This is a genomic window from Robiginitalea myxolifaciens (assembly GCF_900115205.1).
In the GTDB taxonomy this organism is placed as follows: Bacteria; Bacteroidota; Bacteroidia; order Flavobacteriales; family Flavobacteriaceae; genus Robiginitalea; species Robiginitalea myxolifaciens.
In genome coordinates this window covers 1,648,002-1,665,630 of sequence record NZ_FOYQ01000001.1, presented here as the reverse complement: position 1 = coordinate 1,665,630, position 17,629 = coordinate 1,648,002, and the positions used below count along the sequence as shown (strand labels likewise).

The window sequence follows — 17,629 nt, the reverse complement described above, 5'->3', positions numbered from 1 at the left end:
GAGTAACCAAACCAAACACCTATGGCCCGGGCCCTGGTGACCTTCTGGAACCTGCACCGGATTTCCATTCTGCTCTTGCTCCTGAGCCTGCTGTTCTATGGAACGTTTGCGCACAACCTGGTTCGCAGCGATACCTGGAAACTGCTTACGCTCTTTGGGGCCCTGTTCTTTCTTTGCTATAAGCTTATCCAATTCGAAAAATGGAATTTCCGCTTCCTGGTGGTTGCCGGAATCTTATTCCGTCTGGTCTTCTGGATGGCAGAACCGAATTTGTCCCAGGATTTTTATCGTTTTATCTGGGATGGAATCCTGCTTAACTCGGGGCTAAATCCCTACGCCTACACTCCTGATGGGATAATGGCCCAGGGGATCCCCGAAAGCCTGGCCCCGGTAGCCGAAACCCTGTATCAGGGTATGGGGGAGTTAAGCGCCCGCAACTACAGCAACTACCCGCCCTTTAATCAATATCTTTTTGCGTTTTGTACCTGGCTGGGTGGAAAGACCGTTATGGGTAGTATTGTGGCCATGCGCCTGCTCATTCTGGCCGCCGATATCGGGCTACTGTACTTTGGAAGGCGTTTGTTGTTCCGGCTGAATAAGGCGTCCTGGATGATCTTCTGGTACTTCCTGAATCCACTGGTCATCATAGAGCTTACCGGAAATTTACATTTTGAAGGTGTCATGGGATTTTTCCTGGTGCTGGCACTGTTTGTGCTGCATCGTTTTGGGTGGGTCCTGGCCGCGATTCCTTTTGCCCTTTCCATTGCCCTGAAACTGATTCCCCTGATGCTCCTTCCGCTTATGCTACCCCTACTGGGTTTCAAGCGAGCCGTCGGATTCTATTTGATTACAGGACTATGCCTGCTGGGGTTGCTTTACCCTTTGTACTTTGCAGCATTCCCCGAACACTATGCGGCTACCCTGAAATTGTGGTTCGCCAATTTTGAATTTAATGCGGGGATCTACCGGGTCTTTGAATGGTTTGCCGAACGCCAGGGAGAGAAGCCATGGGAATTCATTGCACGGTACGGAGAAATCGTCCCCTGGATTACCGCGGGAAGCTGTATTGTCCTCACCTTCCACCCGAGGATGCGCCAGTTAAAAACCTGGTTCTCGGGTGCCCTTGCCGTGCTGGCTATCTATTATTTCAGCAGTGCCGTGGTTCATCCCTGGTACCTCATCCTGCCGCTGATCCTTTCCCTGTTTACCCGTTTTCGCTTTGTATTGTTGTGGTCCTTACTGGTGATGATTTCCTATACCGCCTACTCGGGAACGCAGGTGGAAGAAGCTACGCTATGGCTGTGGATCGAATACTTGCCTGTCTTTGGTATGTTGATTTATGAAATCATCAGAAACCGCCGGGAATTTGTGACATTTGTTAAAAATGAAACGCAAAACCCCCAGGTTTAGGGATTTTGTTATTACATTTGGAATTCCATGAGCGACAAACTTCATATCGCTGTATTAGTCCGGCCCCGTCCGGTACGCTTGCCCGAGGCGCGCCGCCGCCGCCCGTAAGGGTGTTCTTATGTCTTGGAATTAGGTGCGTCCAATTCCCCTCTCGATCTCTTCTTTACATCACATTTTGCAATAAATCAGTATAGGCAATGGACATTCTAATTGCTGATGCATCACATATTAAGTACGCCCAGGTTATTTGCGATACCCTGGCGGAATCGGCCAAAGTTCGCGGAACCGGAATTGCCAAACGCACCCCGGAATACATCATTAAGCGGATCCAAAATGGCAATGGGGTTATTGCCCTGGATGGGGACCGCTTTGCCGGGTTCTGCTATATCGAAGTCTGGGGGCACCAGAAATACGTGGCCAACTCCGGCCTGATCGTGCATCCGGACTACCGTAAACAGGGACTGGCCAAAAAAATCAAGAAGTCCATTTTTGATTTGAGCCGGAAAAAGTTCCCGGACGCCAAAATATTCGGCATTACCACCGGGCTTGCCGTAATGAAAATGAATTACGAACTGGGATATCAACCCGTAACCTTTTCCGAACTCACCGACGACCCGGAATTCTGGAAAGGTTGCCAGACCTGCAAGAACTTCGACATCCTCACACGGACCGAGCGTAAAATGTGTCTGTGTACCGGCATGCTATACGACCCTTCGGATCCTAAAAAGCAGGATAAAAATATCGATCGAAAATCTTTTGAGCGGCTCAAATCCATCAAGGAATCGCTCTTCTTAAAAAAGAAAAAATCATGAAAAAACTCGTTTTGGCCTACAGTGGTGGGCTGGATACCTCCTACTGCGCACACTGGCTCTCCAAAGAAGAAGGCTATGAAGTTCACGCCGTAACGGTAAATACCGGGGGATTTGACACCGAAGAACTCGAAGGGATCCGGGCGCGGGCCCTGGAGTTAGGTGCAACCGACTACAAGGCAATCGACGCCGTTTCCACTTTCTATGAAAAAGTGGTTAAGTATCTCATCTTCGGCAATGTCCTGCGAAACAATACCTACCCCCTCTCCGTAAGCGCCGAGCGTATCGTACAAGCCCTGGAGATCATCGCATATGCCAAATCCATTGGCGCCACTCATATTGCCCATGGCAGCACCGGAGCCGGGAACGATCAGGTACGCTTTGACCTGATCTTCCAAACCCTGGCGCCCGATATCGAAATCATCACCCCCATCCGGGACAAAAAACTTTCCCGAGAGGCGGAAATCGAATACCTCCAGGCCAATGGTATCCCATATGCCTGGGAAAAAGCCAAGTACTCGATCAATAAAGGTTTATGGGGCACTTCTGTGGGCGGGGAGGAAACCCTTGGGTCCGAAAAAGCCCTGCCCGAACACGCCTATCCCACCACCGCCAACGCGGTGGAACCCCAGGAGATTGTTCTGGGTTTTGAGCAGGGCGAACTCGTTTCCCTCAATGGCGAAAGTGATTCCCCCGTGGCCAATATCCAAAAACTGGAGGCCCTCGCCGGTCCCTACGGTATCGGACGTGACATCCACGTAGGAGATACCATTATCGGCATCAAAGGGCGGGTTGGTTTTGAAGCGGCGGCAGCCCTGATCACCATCAAGGCACACCACCTGCTGGAGAAACATACATTGAGTAAGTGGCAGCAATTTCAAAAAGAGCAACAAGCCAGCTTCTACGGCATGTTGTTGCACGAAGGACAGTACCTGGACGAGGTCATGCGGAATATTGAAGCCTTCCTGACAGATTCCCAACGCCACGTGAGCGGGGAGGTACTGGTGAAGCTTTTGCCTTATCGTTTTGAGCTCCAGGGAATCCGTTCTAAAAACGACCTGATGGATTCGAAATTCGGCAGCTACGGGGAAATGAATAAGGGGTGGAGTGCCGAAGAAGCCAAAGGATTTATCAAAATATTATCTAACTCGGGCCGGATTGCCCAACAAGTTCACAACCAATGATAAAAGCTGGAATTATCGGAGGTTCCGGATATACCGGTGGAGAACTGATTCGCCTGATTTTAAATCATCCCGAGGCAGACCTGGGCTTTGTATTTAGTACCACAAGAGCGGGTAAACCGCTGCATAGTGCCCACCCGGATTTGCTGGGGGAAACCGACATGCTATTCTCCGGCGAGATAGATCCCGAAATCGACGTCGTATTCCTTTGTTTAGGGCATGGTAATTCCAGGGATTTCCTGTCCAAAAATCAATTTTCAAAGGAAACGAAGATCATTGATCTCAGCAACGATTTCAGGCTCGCAGCAACCAACACCCTGGACGGGAAAACGTTTGTCTATGGTCTTCCTGAATTACAGCGCGAGATCATTTCCCAGGCCCGGTATATTGCGAATCCAGGATGTTTTGCAACAGCGATTCAACTGGCTCTGCTTCCCCTTGCGGCAAGCAACCAACTGCAGCAAACCATCCATATCAACGCCGTTACGGGCAGTACCGGAGCCGGTGTAACACCTGCCGACACTACCCACTTTAGCTGGCGTAATAACAATGTTAGCTGGTATAAACCCTTTACCCACCAACACCTGGGGGAGATCAATCAGAGTTTACAACAACTCGATCCCGAGACCGGGGAGCTGCTGTTTTTACCGGTCCGTGGAAATTTCGCAAGGGGAATCTTTGCCACCGCCTATACGGCGTTCAGCGGGAGCCTGGAGGAAGCTCAGGAACGCTACCAGAAATACTATGAATCCGCAGCGTTTACCGCACTTTCAACAGCTCCTGTAAACCTGAAACAAGTGGTGAACACCAACTATGCCCACCTGCATTTACATCTGCATAACGGGTACTTACTCATTACCTCGGTAATCGACAACCTCCTGAAGGGTGCTTCTGGTCAGGCGGTAGAAAATATGAATCTGATTTTCGGACTGGAACAACCCACCGGCCTGAAGCTCAAGGGAAGCGCATTTTAAGAACAACACCATGAAAATAGCAATCATAGGAGCGGGAAATCTGGGCCTTTCAATAGCGGAAGGCATCCTGCATAGCGGAGGCGCCACCACCATGCACTTAACCCGCCGCAATACAGCGAGCCTGAGTCATTTTGAGGAATACGGAAACGTCCATATTGGGTCGGATAACCGGGCTGCGGTAGCCGCTTCGGACATACTGATCTTTGCCGTCCAGCCTGGGCATTTCCAGCAAATCCTGGAATCGGTTGCCGATTTGCTTCACGATAATCACGTAATTATCTCGACCATTACCGGGTTTAGCATTGAGCGGATCGAGCAACTTATTGGCAGCGACCGTTACATTATCCGAGCCATGCCCAATACGGCTATCTCCGTAGGGCATTCCATGACCTGCCTCTGTGCGAATACCGCCGGGCAGAAACGCCTGGAACTGGCTGGGGCCATCTTTAACCGAATGGGGCATTCCATGGTTATTCCCGAGGCGCGCATGCAGGCAGCCACCGTAATCTGTGCGAGTGGAATTGCCTTTTGGATGCGACTCATCCGGGCCACTACCCAGGGGGCCATTCAACTTGGTTTCGACGCAGAGGAAGCTCAGAAACTCGCCATGCATACCTGCAGGGGCGCTTCAGAACTACTCATCCGTTCAGGAAGCCATCCCGAAGCCGAAATTGACCGGGTAACGACGCCCATGGGATGTACCATTGAAGGACTCAACGAAATGGAGCACCAGGGCCTGAGTTCTTCATTGATCCGTGGGATTGTTTCGTCTTACGATAAAATATCACAAATCAGAAAAGGTTAACCATGCCCCTGTTCGACGTTTATCCCCTTTACGATATCTGCCCGGTTGCTGCCAGCGGCTGCTGGGTTACCGATGCCGAAGGCCAAAAGTATCTTGACCTCTACGGCGGACATGCCGTAATCTCAATCGGTCACGGCCACCCGGATTATGTGGCCCGAATCAAAGACCAGCTCGATCGCATCTCCTTTTACAGCAATTCTGTTCTGAATCCATTGCAGGAGGAACTCTCCCGGGAATTGGGCCGGCAAGCCGGACTCCCGGAGCACCAGCTATTCCTGTGTAATTCCGGGGCCGAGGCAAATGAAAATGCCCTGAAACTGGCCTCCTTCCATACGGGAAAGGATCAGGTAATCGCCTTTGAAAACAGTTTTCACGGGCGCACTTCTGCAGCCGTTGCGGCCACAGACAATCCAAAAATTGTAGCTCCGCTAAACGCAGGGCACAAGGTAACTTTCCTGCCCCTGAACCAAATCGACAAGCTCGAAGCAGCGCTTCAGTCCGGGGACGTCTGCGCGGTGATCCTCGAAGGAATCCAGGGAGTTGGTGGCCTGGATATGGCTACTCCCGAATTCTATACGGCCGCTTCCCGTTTGTGCCGGGAATACGAAGCTGTACTAATCGCCGATGAAGTACAGTCGGGATTTGGACGCAGCGGTAAATTTTTCGCCTTCCAGCACAGCGATGCCCGACCCGGGATCATCAGTATGGCGAAAGGAATGGGTAATGGCTTTCCGGTTGGCGGGGTACTGATTGCCCCCGAAATTGTGCCATCCCACGGCATGTTGGGGACAACCTTTGGTGGAAATCATTTGGCCTGTGCCGCTACCCTGGGTGTCCTGGAGGCACTCGAGAAAGAAAAACTGATCGAAAATGCAGCCCGTATGGAAGCGTATTTCAGGGAGCGCGCTGCAGCCTTACCCGGCATTCGCCAGATCCGGGGTAAAGGGCTTATGCTCGGCCTGGAATTCGATTTTGAAGTGGCCGCTTTACGAAAACGCCTGATTTTTGAGCACCGCATATTTACCGGAAGTGCGAAGCATAAAAAGGTCCTCCGAATACTTCCGCCCCTGGGAATCGGAACGGCCGAATTTGACCTCTTATTTGAAGCCCTGCAGCAAGAGTTGGGGTAGCCGCAACAAAGCTTTTAAAAACATAAGCCAGATATGAACCACTATTTCACCACAGACGATATAACAGACCTTCCGGATTGGCTGGAGCGCGGTAGGGCCCTGGCTCAGGACCCTATTTCCCTTTCACACCTGGGTGCCGGGAAAACGATTTGCCTGTTATTTTTCAATAACAGCCTCAGGACCCGCCTCAGTACCCAGAAAGCGGCTCGCAACCTGGGCCTGGAGGTGATGGTTATGAATGTGGGTTCTGACGGATGGAACCTGGAGTTTGAAGATGGGGTTCGCATGGATGGAGGGACAGCCGAACATATCCGGGAAGCGGCGGGAGTAGTAGCCCAATACGCCGACCTCATCGGAATCCGGGCCTTTCCCGGCCTGAAAGATCGGGAAATCGATTTGCAGGAGCGGGTCCTCAAGGGGTTTATGGAACATTCCGGAATCCCGGTTTTGAATATGGAGAGCGCAACCGCGCATCCGTTGCAGGCACTGGCCGATGCCCTGACGGTGGATCAGTTCCAGATTGCCAGCGGCCAAGCGGGGCAAGCAATCCCCTCTGGTGGGAAGGTTCCCAAAGTGGTGTTGAGCTGGGCTCCGCACCCAAGAGCCCTTCCACATGCCGTACCGAATTCCTTCCTGCGGATATTCCGGCGAATGCCCGTGGAATTGGTGGTTACCCACCCCAAGGGATATGAATTATCGTCCTGGGCCATGGGAGAACTAAAACCCACTTACGACCAGCAAGCCGCCCTGAAGGATGCCGACTTTGTCTATGTCAAGAACTGGAGTAGCTATAGCGACTACGGGAAAGTACTGACCGAGGATCCTTCCTGGATGATGACCGCTGATAAGTTGGGCCATGCCCGCTTCATGCACTGCTTACCCGTCCGGCGCAATGTTGTTGTGGAAGATGCCGTGCTCGACGGATCGCAAACCCTGATTATGGAGCAGGCCGCAAATCGCACGGTGGCTGCAAGCCTGGCGCTGTCCCATATGCTCCGCTAAACCAACAATGAGATGAATCAAAAACTCACGGTAGTTAAGATAGGCGGGGCTTTCCTGGAACAAGACGAAAGCCTTAAGGCATTTTGCCGGGCATTCACCCAACTGGAAGGCCCGAAAATACTCATCCACGGGGGTGGTGCGCGGGCTTCTGAATTGGGAAATCGGCTCGGGATTCCGCCTAAAATGGTCGATGGCCGCCGAATCACAGATGCCGAAACCCTCGAAATTGCGCTCATGGTATATGCCGGTTGGGGTAACAAATCCCTGGTGGCCAAATTACAGGCACTGGGCTGCCCGGCCCTCGGGCTTAGCGGGGCCGATGCCGATATTATCCGTGCTGTAAAACGTCCGGTTGGCACAATCGATTTCGGATGGGTCGGCGATGTTCAAGGGGTGAATCACGACCGGCTCAAAGCCTTCGTAGCAATGGGGCTGGTCCCTGTCTGCTGTGCCCTCACCCACGATGGGGCTGGCCAGATGCTCAACACCAATGCCGATACCATTGCAGCGGAAATAGCGGTTTCCCTCAGTGCTTCCTACGACTGTGAATTGATCTATTGCTTTGACAAACCCGGGGTGCTTACCGATGTGAATGATCCCGGCAGCTTGCTGACCGAGCTCAATCCGACACAGTGTGCCCAACTCGCCGCCGATGGAATTATCGCTACCGGGATGCTCCCCAAATTGCACAACGGTTTCGACGCCATGAAGCGCGGGGTCCGGGTGGTACGCGTGGGGGCCCCAGCCATCCTGAAATCAACTGAAAACGAACACACCCGTTTGCATCATGCATAGCGGAACTTTTACAAGACAACTGCCTTATGAAAGACATTAAATACCTCACGGAACGGGCGATATCGCTGCTGAAAGACCTGATCCGCACCCAATCCTTCTCGGGAGAAGAAGGGGGCACCGCCTCCCTGATCGCTGCCTGGCTGGAAGCGGAAGGCATTCCCTATCAGCAAAGGGATCATAATATCTATGCCTTCAATGCGGATTACCAGGAAGACAAACCTCTATTGCTGCTCAATTCCCACCACGATACGGTTAAGCCCAATTCGGCCTACACCCGGGATCCTTATTCGCCGGATGTGGCAGACGGAAAACTCTTTGGCCTGGGGAGCAATGATGCCGGAGGCTGCCTGGTTAGTTTGCTGGCTACTTTTGCCTATTGGTATCCGCAAAAAGACCTGAGTCACAATATTGTCATTATTGCCTCTGCAGAAGAGGAGAACTCCGGGCCAAACGGGTTGAACAGCATGCTCAGCGTATTGCCTCCCATCGATGTGGCCATTGTCGGGGAGCCCACCCTAATGCAATTGGCCATAGCCGAAAAGGGCCTGGTAATTTTCGAAGGGGAAGTACACGGCACGCCGTCGCACGCTGCACACCCTAACGACAATAATTCACTCTATAACTGTATCCCGGTGCTGGAGTGGTTTAAGAACTACCGCTTTGAAAAGGTTTCCGAAGTCCTTGGGGAGGTAAAGCTTACGGTTACCCAAATTGCAGGGGGAAGCCAGCACAATGTGGTCCCTGCCAAGGTAGACCTGGTAATCGATGTGCGGGTGAACGATTGCTATTCCAATGCGGAAATAGCGGAGATCCTCCAGGAGGAAGCGCCCTGCGATCTTAAGCCGCGTTCGCTCCGGTTGAATTCCTCCAGCATCCCGGCCGATCATGCCCTGGTGAAAGCCGGCCTTTCCCTGGGCAGGAGCACCTATGGTTCTCCTACCCTTTCGGACCAGGCTGCCTTGAGTTGCGACTCCCTGAAATTAGGGCCTGGAGACAGTACACGCTCCCATTCCGCGGACGAATTTATTTACCTTTATGAAATCGAAGAGGGAATAGCGCTTTACGTGCAAATCCTCGAGAAATTCCTACGATAGCACTATGAAACTTTGGGACAAAGGCCAGGGGGCCGATGCAAAAACAGACCAGTTTACAGTTGGTCAGGACCGGGAACTGGATTTACTTTTGGTCCAATACGATATTCAGGCTTCCCGGGCACATGCTCAAATGCTGGGGCAGGCAGGCCTCATCACCGGGGAAGAAGCTACATCGCTGATAACGGCCCTGGATGAAATGGCCGAGGAAGTAACCGCCGGGAAATTCACTATTGGTTCGGACTTCGAGGATATGCATTCCCGAATTGAATACCTGCTCACCGAGCGGCTTGGAGATACCGGGAAAAAAATCCATACCGCCCGATCCCGAAACGATCAGATTCTGGTAGCCTTACAATTATACCTCAAGGCGGAACTCAGTGGCATTCGCGGGCAGGTGGAAGGGCTTTTCAATCGGCTGATGACGCTGGCTGAGGAACATCAATCGGTACCGTTACCCGGGTATACGCATTTGCAGGTTGCTATGCCTTCCTCCTTTGGCCTCTGGTTTTCGGCCTATGCCGAAAGCCTGATCGACGATGTTTTCCTCCTGAACGCAGCAGAGCGTGTTGCCGATCAGAATCCTCTGGGGAGCGCCGCAGGTTATGGCAGCTCCTTCCCGATCGATCGTGAAATGACCACGAAAGCCCTCGGATTCGAAACCTTAAAATACAATGTTGTCGCTGCCCAAATGGGCCGTGGGAAGGTAGAGCGAACCACGGCAACCGCCATGGCTTCGGTAGCAGCTACCCTGGGTAAGTTTGCCATGGATATTTGCCTGTACATGAGCCAGAACTTTGACTTTATAAGTTTCCCGGACCACCTGACTACAGGGAGCAGTATCATGCCCCATAAGAAGAACCCGGATATATTCGAACTAATCCGCGGAAAATGTAACCTCCTGCAAGGTTTGCCCAACCAATTATTCCTCCTGACCACCAATTTAACCAGTGGGTATCACCGCGATCTCCAACTCACCAAGGAATTATTACTTCCTGCAGTGGAACAGTTAAAGTCCTGCCTCGAGATGGCAACGAGTAGTTTAGCTGAAATTCGCGTGCGTATAGACATTCTAAAAGACCCTAAATACGACTACCTGTACAGCGTTGACACCCTGAATGAACGCGTATTGGAAGGCATGCCGTTTCGCGATGCCTATCGGGAGATGGGCGAGGCCATTGCAGCCGGCACCTATAAGCCGGTAACAGATGCCAAACATACGCATCAAGGCAGTATCGGTAATCTTTGTTTGGAGGAAATCCGGGCCAAAATGACACAGGCCCTTAAGGGGTAAATCAAATAAGTGCCCCGGCTTTGAATCAGGAGATCATCTGAAGTTGGTTAAGCTCCTGATTTGTTAGTTTGCGCCAGTGTCCCCGCGGTAAGTCTTTTTTGGTCAATCCGGCAAAGACCACCCGATCCAGGCGGACCACCTCATAGCCGAGATGTTCAAAAATTCGTCGGACGATTCGGTTACGGCCACTGTGGATTCGAAGACCTACCTCCCGTTTGCTTTTGCCTTCCACATAGCTTATCTCGTCTACGGTTACCGGGCCGTCCTCCAATTCCAATCCGGCTTCAATCTTTGCCATGTCGGCTGCTTTGAAGCTTTTGTCGAGTTCTACATGGTAAATCTTCTGCACGCCGTGCCTGGGATGTGTCAGCTTTTTGGCCAGGTCCCCATCATTGGTAAACAACAACAGTCCCGTAGTATTTCGATCAAGACGTCCTACCGGAAGTAAACGCGACCTGCTTGCGCCGGAAATCAATTCCATAACTGTACGGCGGCCTTTTTCGTCCCGGGTAGTGGTAATGAAATTCTTGGGCTTGTTCAGGAGGATATATTCCTTCTTTTCGCTTTTCAGTAACCGGCCATCGAACCGGACCTCATCACCGGGCTTTACTTTGTAGCCCATCTCGGTGATCACCTTTCCGTTTACCGAGACGTTACCGGCCGCAATAAAGGTATCCGCTTCGCGGCGCGAACAAATACCCGCATTGGCGATAAACCGGTTGAGGCGGATCAGGTCTGAGTCTCCCCCACTTTTCTTAGGGCTCCGGCCCGTGGATTTTCCGGCTGGCTTGCCAATGGGAGCATTCCCCCGGGCATAACTCTTTTTGCGGTAATTCCCACCTTGCCTTCCGGAGGCGCGACGTCCGCTGCCTCCCCGACTACCGGAGTTCTTTTGATTTCCCTTCTGTTCTGAACGACCCATCCTGAATTTTCGGCAAAACTACGAAATAAACGTATCCCCTTCGGAATTACTTATCCCTTCAGGATTAACGATTCCCTGCCGTTCGCGATTTACCAGGAGTCGTGTGACATCGGGGCGACTGTAGTGGCCACTGGGATCAAAATTCTGGCGCTCCTGATATACTGCATCCAGAGATAATTCCGCATAGAACAGGCCAGCTACACCGATCTGGGGTTCGAGTACCCATTCCGCATCGGGTCCGGCCACACAAGAACCGCCATTGGCATATGCTTCAGGGCCTTTTTCCACTATCAGGTTCCGATGAGGAAGTTCCGTGGGAAGGTCTTCCCGAACCATCACGGAACTAACCGACAGCACATAAGAGCGGCTTTCCCGGGCGATAAAGCGGGTAATCTCACGCGTGTTGTAATCGCTGCCGGGCCATACCGCAATATGCACATTGGTTCCAAGCGCATATAAAGAAGCGCGGGCCAGTGGCATCCAGTTTTCCCAGCAATTCAAACCGCCAAGGCGAAAGCCATTCAAGTCATGCGCCTGCAGTCCGTTTCCATCTCCGGGAGCCCAGCAAAGACGTTCGTCATAGGTGGGTTGTAACTTCCGATGGACCGAGGCAATGGTCCCCTGCTCATCGATATAGACCAGGCTGCAATAGAGGCTGTGTCCCCCCCGGTCCAACGGGCGTTCCACGATACCCAAATAGACCGCAAGTCTCAGGGATTTGGCTTGTTCGCAAATCGCATTGAGATGACCGGATTCCAGGCACACCGCCTCCTTCATGTAGTGGGCGTGTAACTCCTTATTGACCGGCTTTTCCCAGGACGCTCCTTCCGTATAGGCCAGCCAAAAAGGATAGCCGGGGCAGAATGCCTCCGGAAAAACGATCAGGGCAGCACCTTCAGCGGCTGCTTCGGCCATGGCCTCCATCGCCCGCTTCAGGGTAGCGTCCCGATTTAGCCAGACTGGCGTGAGTTGGGCCAGACATACTTTCATGTTGTTTTTTGAAGCGTTCCCCATGGACTATTGAAAACGATCCAGAACCAGGTCCAGATCAATGAGTAAGATACTGAATACCCCGGAGACAATGATGAATTTCAGGATGTTGTGCAGCCATACATAATTGGCCTTGTTCCGTGCCCGCAACAGGAGTCCCATAAAGAAAAGCAAGGCCAGAATCGCCGCGGCAAAATACAAATCCATACGGCCTACTTCAAAGTTAAAAATCAACAAGAGGGCATCGGCAATGGCCAGGGCTACCAGCACCACAATGCATTGCTTTGAAAATTTGGCCCCGAAACGCACGGCTACGGTCCGATAGTTCTGGGCCAGGTCCCCGGCCAGGTTTTCCAGGTCCTTGATCATTTCCCTGGCAAGGATTAATAGAAAAAGGAAAATGGCATGGACAAAGATGACTGTATCGAAGTTCTTATAGTAAACGAAGATGGCAAAGAAAGGCGTGATCGCGAGGATTGCCGAGGCGAGGTTGCCGACAAAAGCTATTTTTTTCAAGCGGTGGGAATAGACCCAAATCCCGAAAATATAGGCCGCAAAAAATACCGTAGCCCGGAAACTGACATAGGCCGCCAGCAGCACCCCCAGGAAATTGAAGACGAAGTAAGCATAGATCTTTGAACGCTGAGGAACCAGGCGATCGAGCATGGACTTGCGGGGCTTATTGATCAGGTCTTTCTCCGAATCGTAAAAACTATTGATGATATAACCCGCGGCTATTACCAGGGCTGTACAAAGCACCAGTACCGCCAGTTTCGGGTCAAAAAGAACGGCCCCCAAAGGCAGGTCCGGGGCCATAATAAAGATGGACGCCAGGTATTGTGCCAGGACAATGATCAGGATGTTGTATCCGCGTACAATTGAAATCAAGCTCAGCAGCCTCAGGATGCGAAGTCGGTTTTTACGGCTGAGCATGATGGCGGGGTCTAGAAGTTGTAGACCACCTCCAGATTGTATCCCTTAAGGGATTCCCTGGCCTTGTCCAGGTCTTCTGTAAATCCTAGGATATAACCTCCTCCGCCTGAACCACAAAGCTTGAGGTAATACGCGTTGGTTTCAATTCCCTGCTTCCAGAGTGTGTGGAATTCTTTAGGGATCATGGGTTTAAAATGGTTCAGGACTACCCGGGAGAGTTGTTTGATGTTCCCCAGAAGTGAATGTACATTTCCACTTACAAAATCCTCGACGCAGGCGTCGGTATACCGGATAAATTTATCCTTGAGTACTTTGCGGAAACCCTCCTGCTTCATTTTCTCCATAAAGATCTGAACCATTGGGGCTGTTTCCCCGGTAATTCCACTGTCCAGCAGGAATACGGCACCTTTACCTCCCGGATTCTGGGAAGGAATGCTGGTAGATTCAATATGATCTTTGGAATGGATCAGGATAGGGAGGCTCAAATAACTGTTCAGCGGGTCCAGACCAGAGGATTTCCCGTGGAAGAAAGATTCCATTTTCCCGAAAATTTCCTTCAGGTCTAAGAGTTTGTCCCGTGTAAGGTTTTCAAGAACCGTGATTTTTTCATTGGCGTAGCGGTCGTAGATCGCAGCAACCAATGCGCCACTGCTGCCCACACCGTATCCCTGGGGGATGGAACTGTCAAAATACATCCCTTCTTCGAGATCAGCTTTGAAAAGCTCCAGATTAAAGGTGACCTTATCTCCCATTTCCTCCTGCACCGACTCCAGGTAGTTTGCGAAATCGCGCAACTTCTGGTTGGAATGCTGTGCCGCTTCACTGGGCGCAGTATCCTTCTTTAAGGCTCCTTTGAAGAAATTGTAGGGAATGGACAGACCCCGGGAATCTTTGATAATCCCGTATTCTCCGAATAACAGGATTTTAGAGTAAAAAAGCGGTCCTTTCATAGTGGCAATGCCAATTGCAAGTCAAAAGTACAAAACTTATGCATACGACCCTCTAAACGAGGTGTTAACTCAATTATTTCGTCGGTGCAGGGTCAATGGCCGGGCTCCTTTCCCTACACGGTCACAGATATGTGCCCCATCCTGGGCGTAGCTCAGCAATTCCTGCTGGATAAAGGGGTATACTTTAGCCGATAGCGCCCCTGGATACAACAAATGGACATTAGCTCCCGCATCGAGGGTAAAGCAAAGGGGTAGTCCGCTTTCTTTCCGGAATCGGCGCACCTTTTCAATCACTGCCAGGGTACCGGGTTTCATCAAAAGATATGAGGGTTCGCCACTCATCATCAGGGCATGCAGGCTTAACGCCTCTACCTCAACCAATTCACAAAATGCATTGAGATCCCCTCGCTTGAGAATATCCTCCAGTCTGGAAATGTTCTCCCGGGCCTGCTGGAATCTGGCCTGTGCAAAGGGGTGGCCTTCCATTAATCCATGGCCTGCCGTACTGCTTACTTCTTTTTTCCCGCGATCCACTAACAGAATGGTATCGTGATACGTTTGAAATACAGGATCGGTTTCCCCGGGATAGGTGATGCCATACAAATCACTGCTCCCAGGCACACCTTCCGCGGCTCCCCATAATACCAGCCCGCCCTCGATACTGCGACAGGCCGAACCGGATCCGAGGCGTGCTAAAAACGAAGCCTTTCTACTAAAGCGTAAGGAATCCATGTGGGGATCCAGCTGTTTTTCGATTTCGAGCAGGCAAAGGGAAAGAGCAGCCATCCCACTGGCCGAAGAGGCAATTCCGCTACTATGGGGAAAGGTATTCCCCGTATTCAAGCGCAATTTAAGCCCATTGACGAAGGGCATATACGGGCTGATCCGCTCGAGGAATTTGTAAATCTTGGGCTCAAAATCCGGAGCTGGCTGGCCGTCGAGAAAAACTTTTAGCTTGTCTGTATCTGCTAGCGATGAAGCGTGTTCGGAGACTTTCTCGAATTCCAGAGTTGTCCGGGTTGCACAGGCTTCCAGGGTAAAACTCAGGGAGGGATTCGCAGGGAGTTGCACCGGATATTTCCCCCAATACTTCACCAGGGCAATATTACTGGGAGCGCTCCAGGAAGTGCTGCCGGAATCTGGCAAAAGATCGGGGTTGCCCTGAAAGTGGAATTCGGAGTCGTTCATCTGCTCTTTTCCGCAAAGATAGGGCGATTCGTGGCGGTGGCCCAAGCGAAATTTTATTACCTTTTGAACCATGCGAACCGCACAAAGGACCTATACACGGATAATCCTGGCCATTACTATTTGCCTGTTGATAGGCTTCCTCGGTGCGATGGCTACAGCGAGCTCGGTTAGCAGTTGGTACACCACCCTGAATAAGCCCTTTTTTACACCGCCCAACTGGTTATTTGGCCCGGTTTGGACCTTGTTGTACGTGATGATGGGATGGGCCGCCGGCCTGATCTGGAGTCGTGGGTTCCACCACCTTTGGGTCAAGTCCGCACTTTACGCTTTTGGCATACAATTGTTACTCAATGGGAGTTGGAGCATCGTTTTTTTCGGACTTCGAAGCCCGGTCTGGGCTCTGGTAATTATTGTACTGTTGGCGATAATGATAATCGTAACCATACGCCAGTTCCGGGTTGTCAATAAAACTGCCGCCTGGCTATTGGCTCCGTATCTGGCCTGGGTCGCATTTGCCAGCGCCTTGAATCTCGCTATTGTTCTCTTGAATTAGCGCTGGGGAACTCGGGCACCCACTGCCCTGCTAACTTTTCCATAAATTCTGCTATTTTTAGGGGATACTTTGATTTTATGGAACACTATATCCTGGCCCTCGATCAGGGCACCACGAGTTGCAGAGCGTTAATCTTTGATCATAAGGGTGCTATAATTGCATCTGCGCAAAAAGAATTCAAACAACATTTCCCCCAGGCCGGCTGGGTAGAACACGATGCTGAGGAAATCTGGGAGGTACAACGGGATATGGCGCGGAAGGCCCTCGAAAATGCCAGCATTGAGGCTTCCCAAATCAAGGGTATTGGCATTACAAACCAACGGGAAACTGTAGTAGTCTGGGATAAGCATTCCGGGGAACCCGTTTACCACGCCATTGTGTGGCAGGACAAGCGAACCGCCGCCTATTGCGAGGAACTCAAAAAAAGGGGGCTTCAGCCTAAGGTGCGGGAAAAAACCGGCCTGGTAATCGACGCTTATTTTTCGGGAACCAAGGTAAAATGGATCCTCGACAATGTAGACGGGGTACGTGAACGCGCGGCTGCTGGGGAATTACTTATGGGGACCATTGACACCTGGCTGATCTGGAAGATGACAGGAGGAAAACTCCACATTACCGATGCCACCAATGCCTGCAGAACACTTTTCTTTAATATCGTGGATCAGCAATGGGATACCGAATTACTCGAAATATTGGATGTGCCCGAAAGCTTGCTGCCAGAGGTAAAAGATTCCAGTGAAATTTACGGAGATACCCTGGCCGATTTCCTCGGGGCCCCGATTCCCATTGCCGGAATCGCCGGGGACCAACAAGCTGCGCTTTTCGGACAGATGTGTACAGAAAAGGGCATGGTCAAGAATACCTACGGTACCGGTTGCTTTATGCTGATGAATATCGGTCAGGAACCCATAGTGAGCCAACACAATCTACTCACCTCTATTGGCTGGAGGATTAAGGGCCAAACCACCTACGTCCTGGAAGGCAGCATTTTCATTGCGGGAGCCGTTGTCCAATGGCTACGAGACGGACTTAAACTGATCGAAAATTCTTCGGATGTCGAAACCCTGGCAACTCAGGTTGCCGATACCGACGGGGTTTACCTGGTACCGGCATTTGCAGGACTGGGCGCTCCACACTGGAACCAGCAAGCACGGGGAAGTATTTTCGGGCTCACCCGGGGTACTACCGATGCCCATCTGGCGCGGGCAGCGCTCGAATCCATCGCTTATCAGACTAAAGATATCCTGGGGGCCATGGAGGCAGATTCCGGGATCCCGGTTGGTGAACTTCGCGTCGATGGTGGGGCAACTGTGAACAATCTGATGATGCAATTTCAGGCCGACGTTCTGAATACGACCACAGTCCGTCCGAAAATCGTGGAAACAACAGTTATGGGTGCCGCATTCCTGGCTGGCCTAGCCGTTGGCTTTTGGAATAGTGAGGAGGAAATCGCAGGGCTTTGGCAAACCGATAAAAAATTCAATCCCAACCCCGAACGAGAGCAAATCGAAAAAGGAATTCAGGGATGGTACCGGGCCGTAAGGGCAGTAGAAGCCTGGGCTGCAGACGCGTAAATATTCCATCAACCATAAACAGAAAACC

17 protein-coding genes are annotated in these 17,629 nt (G+C 51.6%); 12 read left to right on the top strand and 5 right to left on the bottom strand.

The genetic code is table 11. The features are described 5' to 3' along the window. The first annotated feature begins 21 nt into the window (after positions 1-21). The 10 genes from BM318_RS07320 to argH all read left to right on the top strand — a co-directional run bounded on the left by BM318_RS07320 (position 22) and on the right by argH (position 10,491). The gene (locus BM318_RS07320) at positions 22-1,410 is read left to right on the top strand and encodes an MptA/MptB family glycosyltransferase (protein WP_092981857.1); all 1,389 of its coding nucleotides are present in this window, start codon (positions 22-24) and stop codon (positions 1,408-1,410) included. Positions 1,411-1,607: 197 nt separating this feature from the next. Continuing rightward, a complete protein-coding gene (locus BM318_RS07315) occupies positions 1,608-2,222 on the top strand; it encodes a GNAT family N-acetyltransferase (RefSeq protein WP_092981856.1) in 615 nt (204 codons plus the stop codon). Then, entirely contained in the window at positions 2,219-3,403 is a 1,185-nt protein-coding gene (gene argG, locus BM318_RS07310) for an argininosuccinate synthase (protein ID WP_092981855.1), read from the top strand. The genes BM318_RS07315 and argG overlap by 4 nt, the downstream gene beginning before the upstream one ends. Beyond that, positions 3,400-4,374, top strand: a complete 975-nt coding sequence (gene argC, locus BM318_RS07305; RefSeq protein ID WP_092981854.1) for an N-acetyl-gamma-glutamyl-phosphate reductase — start codon at positions 3,400-3,402, stop codon at positions 4,372-4,374. Before argG ends, argC begins: the two co-directional genes overlap by 4 nt. Before the next feature lie 10 nt (positions 4,375-4,384). After that, entirely contained in the window at positions 4,385-5,179 is a 795-nt protein-coding gene (gene proC / locus BM318_RS07300) for a pyrroline-5-carboxylate reductase (RefSeq protein WP_092981853.1), read from the top strand. A 2-nt stretch (positions 5,180-5,181) separates the two neighbouring features. Then, positions 5,182-6,309 carry an aspartate aminotransferase family protein gene (locus BM318_RS07295; protein WP_092981852.1) on the top strand — a complete coding sequence of 376 codons (1,128 nt, stop codon included), beginning with the start codon at positions 5,182-5,184 and terminating at the stop codon, positions 6,307-6,309. Between the two features lie 33 nt (positions 6,310-6,342). Next, positions 6,343-7,311 carry a Rossmann-fold NAD(P)-binding domain-containing protein gene (locus tag BM318_RS07290; RefSeq protein ID WP_092981851.1) on the top strand — a complete coding sequence of 323 codons (969 nt, stop codon included), beginning with the start codon at positions 6,343-6,345 and terminating at the stop codon, positions 7,309-7,311. A gap of 12 nt (positions 7,312-7,323) precedes the next feature. Then, the gene (gene argB / locus BM318_RS07285) at positions 7,324-8,106 is read left to right on the top strand and encodes an acetylglutamate kinase (protein WP_092981850.1); all 783 of its coding nucleotides are present in this window, start codon (positions 7,324-7,326) and stop codon (positions 8,104-8,106) included. Positions 8,107-8,132: 26 nt separating this feature from the next. Next, positions 8,133-9,200, top strand: a complete 1,068-nt coding sequence (locus BM318_RS07280; protein WP_092981849.1) for a M20 family metallo-hydrolase — start codon at positions 8,133-8,135, stop codon at positions 9,198-9,200. Between the two features lie 4 nt (positions 9,201-9,204). Next, complete coding sequence (gene argH, locus BM318_RS07275) at positions 9,205-10,491, top strand: argininosuccinate lyase (protein ID WP_092981848.1); 1,287 nt, start codon at positions 9,205-9,207, stop codon at positions 10,489-10,491. Positions 10,492-10,516: 25 nt separating this feature from the next. On the opposite strand, the gene BM318_RS07270 is transcribed toward argH, so the two are convergent. The 5 genes from BM318_RS07270 to BM318_RS07250 all read right to left on the bottom strand — a co-directional run bounded on the left by BM318_RS07270 (position 10,517) and on the right by BM318_RS07250 (position 15,474). After that, complete coding sequence (locus BM318_RS07270; protein ID WP_092981847.1) at positions 10,517-11,413, bottom strand: pseudouridine synthase; 897 nt, start codon at positions 11,411-11,413, stop codon at positions 10,517-10,519. An 18-nt stretch (positions 11,414-11,431) separates the two neighbouring features. Continuing rightward, on the bottom strand, positions 11,432-12,403 hold the full coding sequence (locus BM318_RS07265; protein WP_245759764.1) for a carbon-nitrogen hydrolase family protein: 972 nt from the start codon (positions 12,401-12,403) through the stop codon (positions 11,432-11,434). Between the two features lie 27 nt (positions 12,404-12,430). Further along, the gene (locus BM318_RS07260) at positions 12,431-13,336 is read right to left on the bottom strand and encodes a geranylgeranylglycerol-phosphate geranylgeranyltransferase (RefSeq protein WP_092981845.1); all 906 of its coding nucleotides are present in this window, start codon (positions 13,334-13,336) and stop codon (positions 12,431-12,433) included. Positions 13,337-13,347: 11 nt separating this feature from the next. Continuing rightward, on the bottom strand, positions 13,348-14,286 hold the full coding sequence (locus BM318_RS07255) for a mevalonate kinase family protein (protein ID WP_092981844.1): 939 nt from the start codon (positions 14,284-14,286) through the stop codon (positions 13,348-13,350). A gap of 69 nt (positions 14,287-14,355) precedes the next feature. Beyond that, the gene (locus BM318_RS07250; protein WP_092982112.1) at positions 14,356-15,474 is read right to left on the bottom strand and encodes a diphosphomevalonate decarboxylase; all 1,119 of its coding nucleotides are present in this window, start codon (positions 15,472-15,474) and stop codon (positions 14,356-14,358) included. Between the two features lie 70 nt (positions 15,475-15,544). Here BM318_RS07250 and BM318_RS07245 point away from each other — a divergent pair, with 70 nt between their 5' ends. Together BM318_RS07245 and glpK are read left to right on the top strand one after the other, a co-directional pair. Next, positions 15,545-16,027, top strand: coding sequence for a TspO/MBR family protein (locus BM318_RS07245; protein ID WP_092981843.1), 483 nt, complete (start codon positions 15,545-15,547; stop codon positions 16,025-16,027). A 77-nt stretch (positions 16,028-16,104) separates the two neighbouring features. Continuing rightward, positions 16,105-17,601, top strand: a complete 1,497-nt coding sequence (gene glpK / locus BM318_RS07240; RefSeq protein ID WP_092981842.1) for a glycerol kinase GlpK — start codon at positions 16,105-16,107, stop codon at positions 17,599-17,601. Positions 17,602-17,629: the final 28 nt, after the last annotated feature.